The following is an 18,152-nucleotide window of genomic DNA, read 5'->3' on the forward strand; positions in this document are numbered from 1 at the left end:
TAACACTTCGATAACTCTTTTAAAAGATCTTACCATCATAAAGTTTTTTCTAGCTATGATTAATGTAATGTATAAAAATTCCTGCCCTAACTGTGGTGGAGATATTTCTGCTGATAGGTTACTGAATGGTCTACCATGCGAGACTTGTTTACCGTATATTAATGGAATTGATGGTGTAGATATTATTTCAAAGGTAAAAGCACTATACAATATTCTACTCAATAACGATAAGATTAAAAATTACTGGAATTTATATTATAATATTACTACATTTGAAATAGTGTTTAAATATTTTAAAGATAAAACTGGATATGAACCTTGGTCCCTCCAGAAATTATGGTTAAGAAGGCTTGTAAGTAATCAGAGCTTCACTATGTCAGCTCCTACTGGATTAGGAAAGACAACCACATTGATGACCTATTCCGTCTTTATCGGCCAAGACGTAGTATATATTGTTCCTACAAAGTCCTTAATGGAACAAGTTTGTAAAAGGCTAGAGAAATTGGGTGCTCAAGTATCTTGTGGAAAGGTTGATCAAAGGAAAGTAAGCGTGATAACAATAAGTTACCTTAATAAGAACGCGAACTCAATAACAAGTTATAAGCCAAACTTTGTGGCAATAGACGACGCAGATGCGGTAATCAAAAGTGGTAAAACTACTGGTAGATTGGTTAGTCTATTGGGGATTCCAAATGATGTCTATGAAAGTGCAATTCAACTGATTAGATTAAGGAATAAATATTATTTCTCTAATGAATTTACGGAAGAAATTAAAGAGAAAATTAGGGAATTGGAACTTAAGATAGCTGAATTTAAGGATAAAATTTCCCAGCTAGTTATAGCCAGCGCGACAATACGACCTAAAGGTATTAAGCAAAAAGCCTTAAGGTTACTAACTGGTTTTGAACCCTCTTCTATTCAGTTGTACGCTAGGAATATCATTGATACTTACACGGACAATCTAGATCTTTCAATAGTTAAGGAGCTGGGAAGTGGTGGGTTGATTCTAGTCTCGAAAGAATATGGAAGATCTAGATTAAATGAAATAAAGAAATATGTCGAAGATTTAGGTTTCAACGCTAAGCTAGCAATAAGTGGAAGAAAATTCCTTGATGATTTTTCTCAAGGTAAAGTAGATATTCTAGTGGGTTCTGCATCTTATTACGGTGTTGCTGTTAGAGGAATTGATGAGCCTAAAAGATTAAAATATGTAATATATTATGGAGTCCCAAAAATAAAGGCTAAGCTATTTGATGCCTTATCTAATCCATTTACTTTACTAAGAGTAGGCAAAATGATTGGAGTCAATTTCTCGGAGTTACAGAATAAGATTTTGGTACTGAGTCCTTCTGAGACTCAGTTGTTAAAGTTCTCTATAATAAAAGGGGAGACTATAAACTATCAAAAACTAGATCAATTAAGACAGGAATTACTGTATTATATTTCCTTAGTTAAAGATAAGTTAAAGGAGATAGGAGAGGAGACTTTAATTTCAGATAATTTCGTAATTACTAAGCAAAATACGAATTATTACATAATTTACCCAGATATGATAACGTATTTGCAAGGCTCTGGAAGGGCAAGTAGACTTTACAATGGAGGATTAACTCTTGGGTTTTCAATAATTCTGGTAGATGATAAACATATCTTTGAAATATTGAAAAAGAAAATGCAGAAATTGTTTCCTAACACTAACTTTACTTCATTATCTAATATAAATTTATCTGAAATAAAAACTAAACTAGAAGAATCTAGAAAAGAAGAGGGAAATAGAGTACATTTTAATATATCAACTGGTTTACTCATAGTAGAATCTCCAACAAAAGCAAAGACTATAGCTAAGATGTTTAGCAGACCTTCGGTTAGGGTGATAAATAAAGTACCAGTATACGAAACTATCATAGTAGATGGCAATCAAATATATGTGCTAGATGTAGTAGCCTCAAAAGGTCATATTGTAGATCTGACCTTAGAGGATATAGGATATTATGGAATAAAAGTAGAGGATAGTGGGATTATAAAACCATATTATGACTTAATAAAGAAATGCCTAGATTGTAATAAGACATTTTCTATTACTTCAGATAAATGCCCTTACTGTGGTTCTACAAACGTTCAAACAGCTCAGACTACGATTAATTTACTCAGAGAACTGGCGTTGTCAGTGGATAAAGTGTTCATAGCGTCTGATCCCGACACTGAAGGTGAGAAAATAGCATATGATCTAGCTTCATTCTTGTCTCCATATAACTCCAATGTTTACAGAATAACATACCATGAAATTACTAAGAAGGCAATATTGGAGGCATTAAGGAATCCCATGAAGATCAATACTAATCTAGTGATGAGTCAGATAGTTAGAAGGATAGAAGATAGGTGGATAGGTTTCACACTAAGTAACCTACTAAAAACGAAGTTTAATGGGCATAATCATGGTGCAGGTAGAGTACAAACCCCAGTTTTAGGTTGGATAGTGGATAAAACGATGAAGTACAAGAGTTCAATGGGTTATGTGGTTTATATCGACATCGCAGGGTACTCCATTAAAATGTATTTCAGTGAAAGAAAGAAAATGGAGGAATATATAAATAATTTACAAGTCGTTAAGATTGAAAAAATCTCTGAAGAAAAAATATTGCTATCCCCCTTGCCTCCTTTTACTACAGACACTTTACTTATTGAGGCTAATATGAAATATAAACTATCAGCTAATCTTGTAATGAAGATTGCCCAAGATTTATTTGAGGCTGGTCTAATAACATATCATAGAACTGATAGTACTCATATTTCCTCTGTAGGAATAGAAATAGCTAAGGAGTATCTTCAAAAGCAGGGGCTTATTAAAGATTTTGTTCCCAAGTCGTGGGAATCATCAGAAGAAGGTGCTCATGAGGCAATAAGACCAACTAGAGCTATGGATGTTAATGAGCTAATTCAAGAAATAGAGGAAAATCCTTATAAGTATTCAATAAGGTTTAGCAAATTGCACTTCTTAATTTACGACTTAATCTTTAGACGATTTATGGCGAGCCAGATGTCTCATGCAGTAGGTACTAAGAGTAGATATTTGATAAAGCTAAACAAGGATGACAATATCAATACAGAATTATTAAGTAATGCTGAAGGTGGGTTTATTAAGGTATATCCGGTTAAGGTGTACAATTTACCTTTGGGTGAGGTTAAACCTAAAGTTAACACTGGTAAAGGATCAAGTGAACAATTGCTAAGTTACTCGGACGTAATATCATTAATGAAATCAAAGGGGATTGGGAGGCCTAGTACATATGCGAAAACTATAGAGAACCTAGTGAGGCATGGGTATATAGTTAGTAGTAAAAGGAAGTCATATCTAATAGCAACAAATCGTGGTATCTCAGCGTACCAGTTTCTAAGTTCCAAATTCTACGATCTGGTATCTGAAGGTACAACAGCGAAATTAATGAGCAAACTGGATGATATTGCACTAAGCAAGTTAAGCGCATCTACAGTGTTATTAGAAATATTTAGTGAGATATCTACCTTAGTAAACCCTCTTAAGTCTGAGCAAAATGTATGATATACGCCTTCTATCTCTAACCTCACTTCCAGTCTGTACATTTACCAATTGTATGCCATCTCCTAATCTGTCCTTTAATGAATTGTAAACGTCTACTGCTTTAGAAATTTCTCTTCCTATTCCTTTTAATATTACTTCGTCTATTCCTTGATTAAATAGGACAATTACATCTAAAACATGATCTTCTACATTTTTTGTTTTTCTAACTACTATCTCATTTAATTTTTCTGTCATCTTCTCTCACGAGTCATAAGTGGATATGCAAAAATAAATCTAATGTTCAGTAACACGGGCCCTTATCATCAATCAAATTGAAGGGCATCATCACTAATAAGATAGTTATTTTTAAGAGTATTTTAAGCTTTGCAAGTAGGCGACAGCATTTAGCAATAAGTATACTATAGTGTCTTTACCTAAATGGTAATATTTTTGTAGAAATTGATAGGAAGTATCTATAGCTTCCCTAATCTTAACCTCCTCAATATTATTGAATGGAATCTTTCTCAATATCTCTTCTGGGTTATTAATTAAATCAAATGGTTTAAACAATATTTCAACTTGATTATCCCCTGACTTAAGGTTAACTGCAAATATCTCATTATTATTTAAAGGTGAGAATGAGGAATAATATTCTTCAGATTTAACTATATCAATGAAATCTTCGTACAAGCACCATCTAGTTTCCCTACTATCTACATCTACGAATGATGTTACTTTATATTTATTGTTATTTCTTCTAAGTTGTTTCAACTTATTTTCAAGACTTTTAGCTGAGATCCCTAAGATCTCCGACAGCTCATTAACCGTATACGCACCACCTTTTAGTGCTTGATATATGGTTAGATTTAGATCAGAAAGCCAAGGTCTAATCTGCGCATGAGCGAATATCGCTTCTCTCAACAATCCTGCGTTTTCAGTATATATCATTTTTATTTTGCCTTCCCTAACTTTTTTGATAAATTCTAGAGTTCTCTTTATGCTAAAGTATCTTTTTATTGTCTGTCTTAGCGCTTCTTTTATTAAGAATTTATCTTCTTTTGTGTTGATTTTTGATATTTTACCAAAGCTTGGTTGGATCTCCTTAAGTGTAGCTATATAAAGAGGAGATCTCAATATAGATCTCAATACGATTTTTACGATTTTCCTCTCATCCATATTTATGATGTCTTTGAATAAATCTACTGGAGTCCCCTTTATTGAGAAACCATATATTGAACTTCTACTAGAAGCGTTTAACGTATATTTTTTAGTTACTAGATAAAGTAATATATGAGATAAAGTATTTGAAATTCTCTCGTCAATCAGTACAGTGTAAATCCATTCATCCTCCTTATTTTCCACCAGTACTATATCTCCAGAGGGTATTTTCAGTCCTAACTTTCTATACTCTTCAAATATCTTAATTATACTTTCCTTTGAATTTTTATCCATTATCTCATTCATTGTAAGATAATATTCGTTGAAATTTTCTATAATTTTTCTAATGTAATCTACTATTAATGAAGATTTAGATGTATTTTCTCCTTTCCATATCGGTATCTCACCTTCACCCTCATTAGCTAGAGTAACATCTATCGTATTCTTATGGGTATTTATACGCAATACTTTCCAGAACTTTCCACTTATTCTTATTACATCATTTGCTCTCACATGTTTATATACGTAAACTGCGTCTATCTCGCCTACGGTTATACCATTATGTTTTAAGGCAAATGTTTCGTCATTGTTAATTAGTGAAAAGAATTCTGAGAAGTCTTTTCCCCAGCTACTTCTAGCATCCCTATTAAATCTCCATATCTTAAAGAATCCTTGTCCTAGTTTTAAGTAGTTCTCCTCAATCTTTATTATATTATTTTTTACTAGATACTGTATTAAATCCATCAATCTCGATGATTCCAGATTCCTATAAATATAAGTTCCTCGAATAATACTAAGAGCCTCTTCTATGCTCATTTTTTGATTTTGTAATACCATGCCAACTATTTCTCTTGCAACAACATCTAATCCATCATCTATGAAAGGTTTTTCCATTTTACCATCTTTTGCTGAAAGATATAGTGCTAAGGACTCTAATACGTCGAAATCGTAGAAGCAGATTATTTCTCCCTTAGGAACTCCATGGACTATATGTCCACTTCTGCCTAGTCTCTGGAGAAACGAGGATACTGAAGTCGGTGGTCTAAGCATTATTACTTTCTTTATATCTCCTACGTGAATTCCCAGTTCTAGTGTTTTAGTGCATACTACTGCCTTCGCATTGCCATTTCTTAATTCTCCTTCAGCTAAGTTCTTAAGGTCTCTAGAAACTGACGAATGATGCACGTAGATTTCTTTATTTCCTAATTTTTCTAATTCTTCATGAAGTCTTTCCGTGGAAAACCTAGAATTTGTAAAGACTAGTGTAGGCTTTTCTATTAGTTGGTTTATTTTTTCTGCTGCATTTCTCCACAAAGTGAAATTATTATCAATCTTATTTATTTTTATTTCAAAATTCCTCGTATCATTTAATCTTATTATCTTCATCTTTCTTTCGGAAGATCCGAAGAGAAATTGCGCTACTTTGTTCTCATCACTCACTGTAGCTGATAAGCCAATTCGTTGAAAGTCGTAGCCAATGAAGTGTTTTAATCTTTCAAGTAGTATTGATAGCTGAGTTCCTCGCTTGGAGTTTATTAACTCATGAATCTCGTCGACTATGACCCATTTAACGTTTTTGTAATGCTCCCTAAACCTACTAGCCCAGTCTAGATCTATTTCTAATCCTTCTGGTGTAGTAACAATTATGTGAGGTATTTTCTTTAATCGTAAGTTCTTCTCCTTTTGAGGAACTTCTCCATGTTTCCTGTTTACTAAAAAGCCTAGTCTAGAGGCCCACCAGTCTATTCTATAAAGAAGATCATTGATTAGTGCTTTCAATGGTGTAATATAAATTACAGTAACAGGTTTAACATCTTCTTTTAACATTCTATTTAATATCGGAAACATTGCTGCTTCAGTTTTTCCATAACCAGTAGGTGCAATGATGAGAGTGTTGTATCCATTAGTAATTGGTTCATAGGACATCTCTTGTACTCTAGTTAGCTTAATCCAATTCTTTTCCTCTATTAGCTTTCTTAATCGCTGGTCAAGATGATCTAGCATTAATTATCACGCCAAATTTACTGAATAGCACCATTTACCGTTATTTTTAAAAATATAAAATCAACGTTCAATCTATGTCTCATAAATATACTTGTAATGTATGTGGAAGATCTTTTCCAGAAGGTCAAGGAATAATAATTGAAATTGGTGGTGATAAACTATACTTTCACAGCAAAAGTTGTGCGTACAAGTTCCTTAAAGAGATGGTTATGGAGGCTGATACGGATTGCATTAATTCTTCATTAAAGAAAGTTAGAAAGAAATACGATGAGATATTAGAGCAAGTGAGCAAAAAAGCTGAAAAGAAAATTTAAGGTTATTGAAATAAATACTCCATTAATAGGTGTAGTTTTATTTAGGCTAAGTAATATCTCTATTTGATTGAAAAATGCAGATTAACATTACTAGAGTTAATTCATATGAATGGCGTATCGATAAAGGTACCCAAGAATGTATGAAAGTTCCCGTTACCATATTTGCAGATGACGTTTTGATTGAGAAAATGAAACAAGATATGACATTAAGACAAGCTACTAACGTGGCTTGTTTACCTGGTGTTCAAGAATCAATTTACGTTTTACCAGATGGCCATCAAGGTTACGGTTTTCCTATAGGCGGCATAGCAGCTACTGCAATTGATGAAGGAGGAGTTGTAAGCCCTGGAGGGATAGGATATGATATAAATTGTGGTGTTAGATTACTCAGAACCAATTTAGATTATGAAGACGTAAAGCCAAAATTGGCCCAGTTAGTTGAGGAGCTACATAGAAACGTACCTAGTGGTGTAGGAAGCGAGGGTAAAGTGAAACTTACCTCTCAACAATTGGATCAAGTATTAGCAGAAGGAGTAGCGTGGGCAGTCGATAAGGGCTTTGGATGGAAAGAAGATATGAATCATATGGAACAACATGGTAGTTGGGAGTTGGCAGACCCTTCGAAAGTAAGTCCAATAGCTAAACAAAGAGGTGCTTCTCAATTAGGAACTTTAGGAGCTGGTAATCACTTCTTAGAAATTCAAGTTGTTGATAAGATATTTGATCCTCAAATTGCTAAAGCAATAGGAGTGGATCACGAAGGTCAAGTAATGGTTATGGTTCATACGGGGTCAAGAGGCCTAGGCCATCAAGTAGCTAGTGATTATTTGCAAATTATGGAAAGAGCCATGAAGAAGTATAACATTCAATTGCCAGATAGGGAACTAGCCGCAGTTCCCTTTGAGAGTAGAGAGGGTCAAGATTACTTTCACGCAATGGCATCTGGAGCTAATTTCGCGTGGACGAATAGACAATTAATTACCCATTGGATAAGAGAGAGCTTTGGAAGAGTGTTCGGTGTTGACCCAGAGAAATTAGATCTTAATATAGTTTATGATGTAGCGCATAATATAGCCAAAATTGAGGAGTATGTAATTGAGGGAAAAAGGAAGAAAGTATTGGTACATAGGAAAGGTGCTACTAGAGCCTTCCCACCTGGCAGTCCAGAAATCCCTGCTGATCATAGAAATATTGGTCAGATCGTCTTAATACCAGGTAGTATGGGTACTGCTAGCTACGTTATGGCTGGAATACCAGAAGGTAGAAGGACATGGTTTACTGCGCCTCATGGTGCTGGTAGGTGGATGTCTAGAGAAGCTGCGGTGAGAAATTACCCCGCTAATGTAGTAGTTGAAACTTTAGCTGAAAAAGGTATAGTGGTAAGGGCTGCTACCAGGAGGGTAGTAGCTGAAGAGGCACCTGGAGCTTATAAAGATGTTGATAGAGTAGCTAAAGTCGCTCATGAAGTTAAAATCGCTAAATTGGTTATGCGATTAAGACCTATAGGGGTTACCAAAGGATGATAAATAGAGAGGATTTGTTAAAAAATCCAGTTGAAGATATAGCATTAAGCGATCTAGAGAAATATAGCGATATAGTTAATGTATTTGATAAGATATACGGTTTTAGCAGCGAGGGTATAGTAAGAGGTTCTAAAATACTTAAGGAAATGATAAAAGACGCTGATTTAAGGTTTCTATCGTTTACTGCAAATCTAGTTTCTACGGGATTAAGAGGTTTATTTGCAGATCTTGTGAAAAGGGGATATTTTAACATAATAGTGACTACTGGAGGCACGATAGATCACGATTTGGCTAGAAGCTTTGGCGGGGTTTATTACAAAGGTTCCTTTGATATTGATGATGCGATGCTAAAAGATTTGGAAATTCACAGATTAGGAAATGTTCTTGTTCCCTTTGAATCCTATGGCAAAGTGATAGAGGAGATTGTAAGGAAATTCTTGCCTGAAATAGCTAAGGATAAAAAGGAAATACCAGCGTATGAGTTACTATGGGAGTTTGGAAAGAGGATAAGTGATTCTAATTCGATTCTAAGAGCAGCTTACGAGAAGAAGGTTCCAGTAATAGTTCCAGGGATAGTAGATGGTAGTTTTGGAACAAACCTATTTATACAATCTCAATTTCTAAACTTTAAGATTAATCTATTTGAGGATATGCGACTAATTAAAGATCTGGTCTTTTCTTGCAAAAAGAGTGGTGCATTAATAATAGGAGGTGGTATAAGCAAGCACCATACGATATGGTGGAATCAGTTTAAAGATGGTTTAGATTACGCTGTATATGTTACTACTGCTCAAGAATATGACGGTAGTTTAAGTGGAGCTAAACCAAGAGAGGCAATATCTTGGAACAAGATTAGACCAAATGCAAAACACGCAACCATATATGGAGATGCGACAATAATAGTTCCTATTTTGGCCGCGTCTTTATTAAGCTAAATATTGTAATATATAGGGTGTAACATTCATGTCTGCTAAAGAAAAGTTTACAAGCTTATCTCCTGCAGAATTCTTTAAAAGGAATCCGGAGCTGGCCGGATTCCCTAATCCAGCGAGGGCTCTTTATCAAACAGTTAGAGAGTTAATAGAGAACTCGCTGGACGCTACCGATGTACACGGGATATTGCCTAATATTAAGATTACGATTGACTTAATTGACGAAGCTAGGCAAATATATAAAGTTAATGTGGTTGACAATGGAATAGGCATTCCTCCCCAGGAGGTTCCCAATGCCTTTGGTAGAGTATTATACAGTTCGAAATATGCAAATAGGCAAACTAGGGGTATGTATGGTCTAGGTGTAAAGGCAGCTGTTCTCTATAGCCAAATGCATCAAGATAAGCCCATAGAAATAGAGACTTCCCCAGCAAATTCTAAAAGAATATACACTTTTAAGTTAAAAATTGATATAAATAAGAACGAGCCAATAATTGTAGAAAGGGGATCTGTGGAAAACACTAGGGGTTTTCATGGAACGTCCGTTGCAATTTCTATACCGGGAGATTGGCCTAAAGCTAAATCAAGAATTTACGAGTATATTAAGAGGACTTACATTATTACCCCTTACGCAGAATTTATCTTCAAAGATCCTGAAGGAAATGTAACATATTATCCGAGATTAACAAATAAGATTCCTAAGCCGCCACAAGAAGTTAAGCCTCATCCCTATGGAGTAGATAGGGAAGAAATAAAGATACTAATAAATAATCTAAAGAGAGACTATACCATAAAAGAATTTTTGGTTAATGAATTTCAAAGTATAGGGGATACTACTGCAGATAAGATCCTAGAATTAGCTGGATTAAAGCCCAATAAGAAAGTTAAGAACTTAACAGAAGAGGAAATAACTAGGTTAGTTGAGACTTTTAAAAAGTATGAGGATTTTAGATCCCCATCAGCGGATTCACTTTCTGTAATAGGGGAAGATTTAATTGAATTAGGTTTAAAAAAGATTTTTAATCCAGACTTCGCAGCCTCTATAACTAGGAAACCTAAAGCTTACCAAGGACATCCATTCATAGTTGAAGCAGGTGTCGCATTTGGCGGTAGTATACCCGTTGGTGAAGAGCCTATAGTTTTAAGATATGCCAATAAGATTCCGTTAATTTACGACGAGAAATCAGATGTCATATGGAAAGTCGTTGAAGAGCTGGATTGGAAAAGGTATGGTATTGAGTCGGATCAATATCAAATGGTGGTAATGGTTCATTTATGTAGTACCAAGATACCATATAAGAGTGCTGGAAAGGAAAGTATAGCTGAAGTAGAGGATATAGAGAAGGAAATAAAGAACGCATTGATGGAAGTCGCACGAAAACTTAAACAGTATTTGAGTGAGAAGAGAAAGGAACAAGAAGCTAAGAAGAAATTACTTGCGTATTTAAAATATATACCAGAGGTTAGCAGATCTTTAGCAACCTTTTTAGCATCTGGCAATAAAGAGTTAGTGTCTAAGTACCAGAACGAGATCTCAGAAGGTTTATTTAAACTTATTTCTAAGAAATTAGATTTGATTAACATTGAAGAATATAGAAAGGTCTATAGGGTGGATAATGAATGAGTTCTGAATTTATATCGAAAGTTGATAAGGAAGCGAGAAGGAAAGCTGCTAATATATTGCGTGATAAATTCCTTAATCTAGTTGAGCAACTCAAGAAAGGCGAACCGCTAGTGATGGAAATCCCGATGAGAACTCTATCTAATGCGATTTACGATGAAAAAAGAAAGCTGCTATTATTGGGAGAAAAGAAACTCAAGAGGAATTTCCTAGATTTGAACGAAGCGAAGCGATTTATGCAAACTGTGTTAATGGCATCAATAATTTATGATGCTTTAGTGAGTGACGAATATCCCACGATACGTGACCTTTATTACAGAGGGAAACACTCACTTTTGTTAAAGTCAATCGAAGGCAATAAGATTGTATCCGAAGAGAATACATGGGATGAGCAAAAGGAGTCCGATAGTGTTATAGTTGATATTGAAGTATTTACATCTCTTCTTAGAGAAGAAATGCTAATTCTCAGTAAGGAAAAGGGTAAAGTTGTAGGTAATTTAAGGATAAGGAGTGGAAATGATGTAATAGATCTAAGTAAAACCGGTCATGGAGCCTATGCAATTGAACCTACTCCAGATTTGATAGATTTCATTGACGTAGATGCAGAATTTGTGCTAGTAGTGGAGAAGGATGCAGTGTTCCAACAATTACATAGAGCTGGTTTTTGGAAACAGTACAAGTCCATTTTAATAACTAGTGCAGGTCAACCAGATAGGGCTACTAGAAGGTTTGTTAGAAGACTTAATGAGGAATTAAAATTGCCAGTTTATATCTTAACTGACGCTGATCCTTACGGATGGTATATATTTAGTGTGTTCAGGATAGGTTCGATATCTTTATCTTATGAGAGTGAGAGGCTAGCTACTCCAGATTCTAAATTTTTGGGCGTATCAATGGGTGATATCTTCGGTAACTCCAGAAAGAAACCCTATCTAAGTGAAGCTGAGAGAAAGAACTATATAATTAAGGCCAAGGATGCAGACATAAAGAGAGCTGAGGAGATTAAAAACTATGAATGGTTTAAGACTAAAGCATGGCAAGAGGAGATAAATACTTTTCTACAGAGGAAGGCTAAGTTGGAAATAGAGGCTATGGCAAGCAAGGGTCTTAAGTTTCTCGGCTTCCAATACATTCCAGAAAAGATAACCAATAAGGATTATATTGCTTAATCAGCCGAGACAGGTTATTTCATTTTCATCAATTTTATGGGTTTCATCACTCTTGTTCATAATAACCTAGAATCTCATTAAAAGTATTCCTCTTACATACATTACAATAGATATATATGGTTTTTTGTGAACTTATATCAAAGCTAATATTTAATACTTTCTCAGTATTACAATTTGCACACCTTATCTTCCATGGCATACTTTAATATCTAGTTTTAAATAAAATAAAATTGCTGTGAAGACCTAGCTAGGCCTGAAAAGTGATGAGGGGCCAAAGCTCGGAGCGTTTTTAATAAGAGTAAGAGTTTAAAGTTTAACACTTTTTATATCATAGAGGGTTAAAGATGAGCATAACGTACACGACCGTCGGTGAGCTCAAGGTAGGTAGTTATGTAGTAATAGACGGAGAGCCTTGTAGGGTTGTAGAAGTAACTAAGGCTAAAACGGGTAAGCACGGTAGCGCAAAAGCTAATGTAGTTGCAATTGGCGTTTTTAGCGGAGCTAAAAAAACTTTAATGGCTCCAGTAGATCAGCAAGTTGAAGTTCCCATCATAGAAAAGCATATTGGTCAAATAATTGCAGATATGGGTGACAAAATACAAGTAATGGATTTAGAAACTTATGAGACCTTCGAGATCGAGAAACCAACAGAGGACGAACTAGCCTCTAAAATAAGACCTAATGCGGAATTAGAGTATTGGGAAATAATGGGAAGAAGAAAAATAGTTAGGGTCAAGTAATAATGTTAGAAAATATAAGGGATGCCGTAAGAAAGTTCCTTACAAGGTCTACACCATACGAGAAGGCTGTAGATGAGTTTATAAAAGAACTTCAGAAGTCTCTTATTTCATCCGATGTAAATGTAAAGCTAGTTTTTTCATTAACCGCCAAGATTAAAGAAAGGCTAAATAAGGAAAAGCCTCCATCTGTTTTAGAAAGGAAGGAATGGTTCATTTCTATAGTTTATGATGAACTTTCCAAATTGTTTGGAGGAGATAAGGAACCTAATGTTAATCCCACCAAGTTACCCTTTATAATAATGTTGGTTGGTGTTCAAGGAAGCGGAAAAACAACCACTGCAGGGAAATTAGCTTATTTCTACAAAAGAAGAGGTTATAAAGTAGGTTTAGTGGCGGCTGACGTGTATAGGCCAGCTGCTTATGATCAATTGTTGCAGTTAGGTAATCAAATTGGAGTACCAGTATATGGAGAACCAAATAATCAAAACGCCATCGAGATAGCTAAAAAAGGAGTTGATACGTTTGTAAAGAACAAAATGGATATAATCATAGTAGACACTGCAGGACGACATGGATATGGTGAAGAGACTAAGCTTCTAGAGGAAATGAAGGAGATATATGAGGCATTGAAACCCGATGATGTAATCTTGGTCATTGACGCGTCCATTGGACAAAAAGCCTATGATTTAGCATCTAGATTCCATCAAGCAAGTCCAATCGGTTCTATAATAATAACGAAGATGGATGGCACTGCAAAGGGAGGCGGAGCGTTGTCAGCAGTAGCAGCTACTGGAGCTACGATAAAGTTTATAGGTACTGGAGAAAAAATAGACGAATTAGAAATATTTAATGCCAAGAGATATGTTTCTAGGATATTAGGGATGGGAGATATAGAATCAATTCTAGAGAAAGTTAAAGGATTAGAGGAATACGAGAAAATACAAAAGAAAATGGAAGATGTTATGGAAGGTAAAGGAAAGCTAACACTTAGAGATGTTTATGCACAAATCATGGCTTTGAGGAAAATGGGTCCCCTTTCTAAAGTGCTACAACATATCCCGGGTTTAGGTGTTATGCTTCCCACCCCTAGCGAAGACCAATTGAAATTAGGAGAGGAAAAGATTAGGAGATGGCTAGCAGCCTTAAATTCTATGACGTATAAGGAATTGGAAAATCCTAGTATAATTGATAAGTCGAGAATGAGAAGAATAGCTGAAGGATCAGGATTAGAGGTTGAAGATGTAAGAGAACTTTTAGAGTGGTATAACAACATGAATAAGCTTTTGAAAATGGTAAAAAGAAGGAGGGGCAGTATTGATAAACTCTTCGGAGGGAAAATCGGATAATAAAATAATTGAGAAAGCTATACAAATATTATCAAAATATCCCTTGTGTAATAGCTGTTTAGGAAGATGTTTTGCAAGACTAGGATATGGATTAGAGAATAAAGAAAGGGGTAAGGCTATAAAGATTTCATTAATGATGTTCTTGGACGAAAAGATAAAAGATCATAAAATAGTTGACCTTATTTCAATAAAAAGTATAATGGAGAATCTCGGACCAATAGCGGAAAAGTGGTACAAGCTTTATCTCTCTTCAGAATTTCACACTTATCCTTGCTATTTATGCCAAAATAAAATAGATGAAATAAAACAAGATTTCTTTGAAAAAGCGTTCAAGCTGCTATCTGGATTAGGTACTAAAAGTTATGTGCTTGGTGTTGAATTAGATGAGGATACTAAAAAGAAAGAAAATGAAATAATTAAAGAATTCGCTCTTATATATTACGAGAGTATAAAACATGAAATAAAAAGAGAAGTAGGTAAAATGTTAGCGGAAAGAGGATATCCTCCAAACATGGAGAGCCCTGAAGTAGAGATAGTTTATAGGATTTCTGATAGGCAAGTATTTATTATATCCAAAAATATAAGAACCTTATACGTTTATAATCGTTTAAATAGAAACCTACCGATATCCTCTTGGTTCTCCAAAAAAGGAAATGAAGGACTTGATAGCTTACTTCAGAAAAAGATTATTTTCGCATTTTCTGAACCCACGAGTATAAGGGTCCTTGCAGAGTACCCTATTGTTATAGAAAACGAGGAAAGAGATAAGATAGAGATAGGAGGGTATAATATTTCCAAAGTAATGACCATTGGAAAGAGGGAATTACAAGCCATATCATCCGCTAAACCATCTATGAGGAGATATAGAGTTACAGTTTATTCTACAAGTAGTTTAAGTGAAGCTGCAAGAGTATATGGAAACATATACGACCTCTTTATTGACGTCAAATCTTTTAGTGAGCTTAAGGAGAAATTAAGTAAACTACAGTCTCAATACGAAATTATAATACTATCTATTGATTTAATTGATGTTAAGGGAAGAATCAAGGATATAGTTGGGACTTATCTAAAATCTTTTTAGCTGTTAAAGATATATGCTATTTTATGAAGGTAGGTCTTATAGGCTTAGGTATAATGGGATATAGAATAGGAGCTAATCTAGCTAAGGCTAATAAACTTAATGTAGTATACGATAGAACTCAAGAAAAAGCTGAAAGTTTTGTAAAGGAGTATAAGGTAAATAGGGCGCTAAATCCTAAAGAACTTGTAGAATCATCAGATGTTATAATAACAATGTTAGCTGATGATAATGCAGTGAAGTCTATAGTAGAACCCTTAATACCACTAATGAAAGGCAAAATTTTAATCGATATGAGTACTATAAGCCCAACATTAAGTATTAGCTTAGCTAAGAGAATAGAAAGTAATGGCGGTACAATGTTCGATGCTCCAGTCATAGGAACTTCGATATTTGTTGAGCAAAAGAAATTGATAGTATTAGTAGGTGGACCTAAGGATAAGTTTGATACCGTTAATGATATAGCTAAAGAGACTGCATCGTCAGTAGTTTATATGGGTCCTAATGGTATGGGACTTTATGCCAAGCTGGTAAATAACTTACTTTTAGGCTCCTATGTTGCAGCCATAGCGGAAGCCTATAATTTCGGAATAAGAGCTGGGTTAGACCCTCAGCAGGTTATTAATATTTTAACTACGTTAAGTAGTGCTAGATCTCCCACGACTGAATTAAAAGCACCTAAATTACTAAAAGAAGACTATTCAACTCAGTTTGCCACTAAACACATGAGGAAAGATTTAGAGATTGTCATAAAGGAAGCTCAAAATTTAAAGATAATTACGCCAATTTCGTCATTAGCATTACAACTGTATAAAATGACTGAAGCATTAGGATATTCAGAAGTCGATTTCATTTCAATTGTTGAAGTCTTTAAGAAGCTTTCTCCCAAAACCTAAAAATCCCTTTTTATACCTAAAATTATTATGAACATTAATATTTCTGGTAAAAGAGTCCTCATTACAGCGTCTACAGAAGGAATTGGGAGGGGAGTTGCTGAGGCTTTTTTAAGGGAAGGGTGTAATGTTGTAATATCTTCAAGAAGTAAAGAGAAAGTAGAAAAAGCTGTTTCAGAAATGAGGAAAATAGGACCATCAGTATGGGGTTTTGTATCAGATCTAACTGATTTCAAATCTCTAGAGGAGTTAATTAACTATAGTTTAAAGATGATGAACGGAATTGATATCTTAGTTGTAAACTCTGGGAATCCTCCTAAAGAACCTTCCTATTTTTTTGAGAATACTATGGAGGATTGGGAATATGCTACTAAACTATATCTATTAAGTGCGATAAAACTGACAAATCTGGTATATCAACACATGAAGGCTCAAAGATGGGGTAGAATATTCTTTCTATCGTCTTGGACAGTTAAAGAGCCCCAACGAATGTTCTCATTAGCGGATATTACAAGAGCCCCATTAATCCAGATGGCAAAACTGCTTAGTAAAGAAATGGGTGAATACAACATAAGTGTTAACGTAATCTTAATGGGTAGCTTCGAAACCGAAGGAGCTAAGAGATCTTTAAAGAGGTATGCAGAAAAAGTTGGTCAACCATTAGATGTGATTTGGAAGAGGGAGGTAATCTCTCAAATTCCTATTGGAAGGACTGGGGATATAAAGAATGAGTTAGGTGCTCTTTTGGTATTTTTATCATCAGATTACGCAGGATACATTAATGGAACGTCAATTTTAATTGATGGTGGAATGACAAGAGCGATTTAAGGGCTAAAATAAACCTTTAATATTACCCTTGAAGGACTTAAGGTATTATACTTCATCTAACTCATGGAAAGGTTTATAAAATTAGTCCTATAGTAGTATTATAGAGAAAGTATGAGTTCGGGTAAAAAAGCAGTAAAAGTAAAAACACCAGCCGGTAAAGAGGCTGAATTAGTTCCAGAGAAGGTATGGGCATTGGCACCAAAGGGCAGAAAAGGTGTGAAGATAGGTCTATTTAAAGATCCAGAAACTGGAAAATACTTCAGACATAAACTACCAGATGATTATCCAATATAACTTTAAAATTATTTCCTCTTTTTTGTAAAGTGATGAACATTATTTTAAAGATAAGTGGTAAGTTTTTTGATGAAGATAATGTAAACAACTTAATAGTCTTAAGAGAGAGTATCAGGGAGCTTACTGATAATGGTTTTAGAGTAGGTATTGTAACAGGTGGAGGTTCTACTGCTAGAAGGTATATAAAGCTAGCAAGAGAAATTGGAATAGGTGAAGCTTATTTAGATCTTTTAGGTATATGGGCCTCAAGACTTAACGCTTATCTAGTAATGTTCTCCTTGCAAGATTTAGCGTATATGCACGTTCCCCAAAGTTTAGAAGAGTTTATACAAGATTGGTCTCATGGAAAGGTAGTGGTTACAGGTGGATTTCAGCCTGGGCAATCAACTGCTGCTGTGGCTGCGCTAGTTGCTGAGGCCTCCTCTTCAAAAACCTTAGTTGTTGCAACTAATGTGGATGGTGTCTACGAGAAAGATCCAAGAGTGTATACGGACGTAAAACTTATTCCTCACTTAACTACTCAAGACTTACGTAAAATCTTAGAGGGTTCCCAATCTGTTCAAGCTGGTACGTATGAGTTATTAGATCCTCTAGCAATAAAGATAGTTGAGCGTTCCAAAATAAGGGTTGTGGTAATGAATTATAGAAAGCTTAATAGGATAATTAACATATTAAAAGGAGAGGAAGTTTCATCAATTATAGAGCCGACGTGATGGT

Annotated in this window: 15 protein-coding genes; 13 read left to right on the plus strand and 2 right to left on the minus strand. The window is 34.9% G+C overall.

Translation table 11 applies throughout. The annotated features are described in order from the left end of the window. The first annotated feature begins 55 nt into the window (after window positions 1–55). On the plus strand, window positions 56–3,556 hold the full coding sequence (gene rgy / locus YN1551_RS07825; RefSeq protein WP_012717512.1) for a reverse gyrase: 3,501 nt from the start codon (window positions 56–58) through the stop codon (window positions 3,554–3,556). Here the strand turns inward: rgy and alba2 are convergent. Both alba2 and YN1551_RS07835 read right to left on the minus strand, forming a co-directional pair. Next, entirely contained in the window at window positions 3,521–3,790 is a 270-nt protein-coding gene (gene alba2 / locus YN1551_RS07830; RefSeq protein WP_012711268.1) for a chromatin protein Alba2, read from the minus strand. The two genes, rgy and alba2, sit on opposite strands and share 36 nt — an antisense overlap. 111 nt (window positions 3,791–3,901) lie before the next feature. Then, window positions 3,902–6,697: a DEAD/DEAH box helicase gene (locus YN1551_RS07835; RefSeq protein ID WP_012717513.1), complete on the minus strand. Its 2,796-nt coding sequence runs from the start codon at window positions 6,695–6,697 to the stop codon at window positions 3,902–3,904. A gap of 74 nt (window positions 6,698–6,771) precedes the next feature. On the opposite strand from YN1551_RS07835, the gene YN1551_RS07840 reads away from it, so the two are divergent. From YN1551_RS07840 to pyrH, 12 genes are all read left to right on the plus strand, one after another. Next, window positions 6,772–7,011 (plus strand): hypothetical protein, encoded by a 240-nt coding sequence (locus YN1551_RS07840; RefSeq protein WP_012711266.1) that lies wholly within the window; start codon window positions 6,772–6,774, stop codon window positions 7,009–7,011. A gap of 74 nt (window positions 7,012–7,085) precedes the next feature. Beyond that, the gene (locus YN1551_RS07845; RefSeq protein ID WP_012717514.1) at window positions 7,086–8,534 is read left to right on the plus strand and encodes an RtcB family protein; all 1,449 of its coding nucleotides are present in this window, start codon (window positions 7,086–7,088) and stop codon (window positions 8,532–8,534) included. Next, window positions 8,531–9,469: a deoxyhypusine synthase gene (locus YN1551_RS07850; protein WP_012711264.1), complete on the plus strand. Its 939-nt coding sequence runs from the start codon at window positions 8,531–8,533 to the stop codon at window positions 9,467–9,469. The genes YN1551_RS07845 and YN1551_RS07850 overlap by 4 nt, the downstream gene beginning before the upstream one ends. Before the next feature lie 28 nt (window positions 9,470–9,497). Continuing rightward, window positions 9,498–11,090 (plus strand): DNA topoisomerase VI subunit B, encoded by a 1,593-nt coding sequence (locus YN1551_RS07855; RefSeq protein WP_012717515.1) that lies wholly within the window; start codon window positions 9,498–9,500, stop codon window positions 11,088–11,090. Next, the gene (locus YN1551_RS07860; protein ID WP_012717516.1) at window positions 11,087–12,256 is read left to right on the plus strand and encodes a DNA topoisomerase IV subunit A; all 1,170 of its coding nucleotides are present in this window, start codon (window positions 11,087–11,089) and stop codon (window positions 12,254–12,256) included. The genes YN1551_RS07855 and YN1551_RS07860 overlap by 4 nt, the downstream gene beginning before the upstream one ends. Window positions 12,257–12,600: 344 nt before the next feature. Next, entirely contained in the window at window positions 12,601–12,996 is a 396-nt protein-coding gene (locus YN1551_RS07865) for a translation initiation factor IF-5A (RefSeq protein ID WP_012711261.1), read from the plus strand. Between the two features lie 2 nt (window positions 12,997–12,998). Beyond that, window positions 12,999–14,342: a signal recognition particle protein Srp54 gene (locus tag YN1551_RS07870; protein WP_012717517.1), complete on the plus strand. Its 1,344-nt coding sequence runs from the start codon at window positions 12,999–13,001 to the stop codon at window positions 14,340–14,342. Then, on the plus strand, window positions 14,311–15,423 hold the full coding sequence (locus YN1551_RS07875; RefSeq protein ID WP_012713653.1) for a pseudouridylate synthase: 1,113 nt from the start codon (window positions 14,311–14,313) through the stop codon (window positions 15,421–15,423). Before YN1551_RS07870 ends, YN1551_RS07875 begins: the two co-directional genes overlap by 32 nt. 23 nt (window positions 15,424–15,446) lie before the next feature. Further along, entirely contained in the window at window positions 15,447–16,316 is an 870-nt protein-coding gene (locus YN1551_RS07880) for an NAD(P)-dependent oxidoreductase (RefSeq protein WP_012717518.1), read from the plus strand. A 27-nt stretch (window positions 16,317–16,343) separates the two neighbouring features. Beyond that, the gene (locus YN1551_RS07885) at window positions 16,344–17,141 is read left to right on the plus strand and encodes an SDR family oxidoreductase (RefSeq protein ID WP_012717519.1); all 798 of its coding nucleotides are present in this window, start codon (window positions 16,344–16,346) and stop codon (window positions 17,139–17,141) included. Between the two features lie 111 nt (window positions 17,142–17,252). Then, complete coding sequence (gene cren7, locus YN1551_RS07890; RefSeq protein WP_012711256.1) at window positions 17,253–17,435, plus strand: chromatin protein Cren7; 183 nt, start codon at window positions 17,253–17,255, stop codon at window positions 17,433–17,435. Window positions 17,436–17,467: 32 nt separating this feature from the next. After that, window positions 17,468–18,148: a UMP kinase gene (gene pyrH / locus YN1551_RS07895; protein WP_012711255.1), complete on the plus strand. Its 681-nt coding sequence runs from the start codon at window positions 17,468–17,470 to the stop codon at window positions 18,146–18,148. Window positions 18,149–18,152 lie beyond the last annotated feature (4 nt).

The sequence above is a fragment of the Sulfolobus islandicus Y.N.15.51 genome (genome assembly GCF_000022485.1).
GTDB classification, from domain to species: domain Archaea; phylum Thermoproteota; class Thermoprotei_A; order Sulfolobales; family Sulfolobaceae; genus Saccharolobus; species Saccharolobus islandicus.

Excerpts from the sequence above, each read along its gene's own strand:
- YN1551_RS07845 (WP_012717514.1), top strand. The coding sequence starts at position 7,086 with ATGCAGATTAACATTACTAGAGTTAATTCATATGAATGGCGTATCGAT.
- YN1551_RS07855 (WP_012717515.1), top strand. The coding sequence starts at position 9,498 with ATGTCTGCTAAAGAAAAGTTTACAAGCTTATCTCCTGCAGAATTCTTT.
- YN1551_RS07865 (WP_012711261.1), top strand. The coding sequence starts at position 12,601 with ATGAGCATAACGTACACGACCGTCGGTGAGCTCAAGGTAGGTAGTTAT.
- YN1551_RS07840 (WP_012711266.1), top strand. The coding sequence starts at position 6,772 with ATGTCTCATAAATATACTTGTAATGTATGTGGAAGATCTTTTCCAGAA.
- YN1551_RS07870 (WP_012717517.1), top strand. The coding sequence starts at position 12,999 with ATGTTAGAAAATATAAGGGATGCCGTAAGAAAGTTCCTTACAAGGTCT.
- YN1551_RS07860 (WP_012717516.1), top strand. The coding sequence starts at position 11,087 with ATGAGTTCTGAATTTATATCGAAAGTTGATAAGGAAGCGAGAAGGAAA.
- YN1551_RS07835 (WP_012717513.1), bottom strand. The coding sequence starts at position 6,697 with ATGCTAGATCATCTTGACCAGCGATTAAGAAAGCTAATAGAGGAAAAG.
- cren7 (WP_012711256.1), top strand. The coding sequence starts at position 17,253 with ATGAGTTCGGGTAAAAAAGCAGTAAAAGTAAAAACACCAGCCGGTAAA.
- rgy (WP_012717512.1), top strand. The coding sequence starts at position 56 with ATGATTAATGTAATGTATAAAAATTCCTGCCCTAACTGTGGTGGAGAT.
- YN1551_RS07885 (WP_012717519.1), top strand. The coding sequence starts at position 16,344 with ATGAACATTAATATTTCTGGTAAAAGAGTCCTCATTACAGCGTCTACA.
- YN1551_RS07880 (WP_012717518.1), top strand. The coding sequence starts at position 15,447 with ATGAAGGTAGGTCTTATAGGCTTAGGTATAATGGGATATAGAATAGGA.
- pyrH (WP_012711255.1), top strand. The coding sequence starts at position 17,468 with ATGAACATTATTTTAAAGATAAGTGGTAAGTTTTTTGATGAAGATAAT.
- alba2 (WP_012711268.1), bottom strand. The coding sequence starts at position 3,790 with ATGACAGAAAAATTAAATGAGATAGTAGTTAGAAAAACAAAAAATGTA.
- YN1551_RS07850 (WP_012711264.1), top strand. The coding sequence starts at position 8,531 with ATGATAAATAGAGAGGATTTGTTAAAAAATCCAGTTGAAGATATAGCA.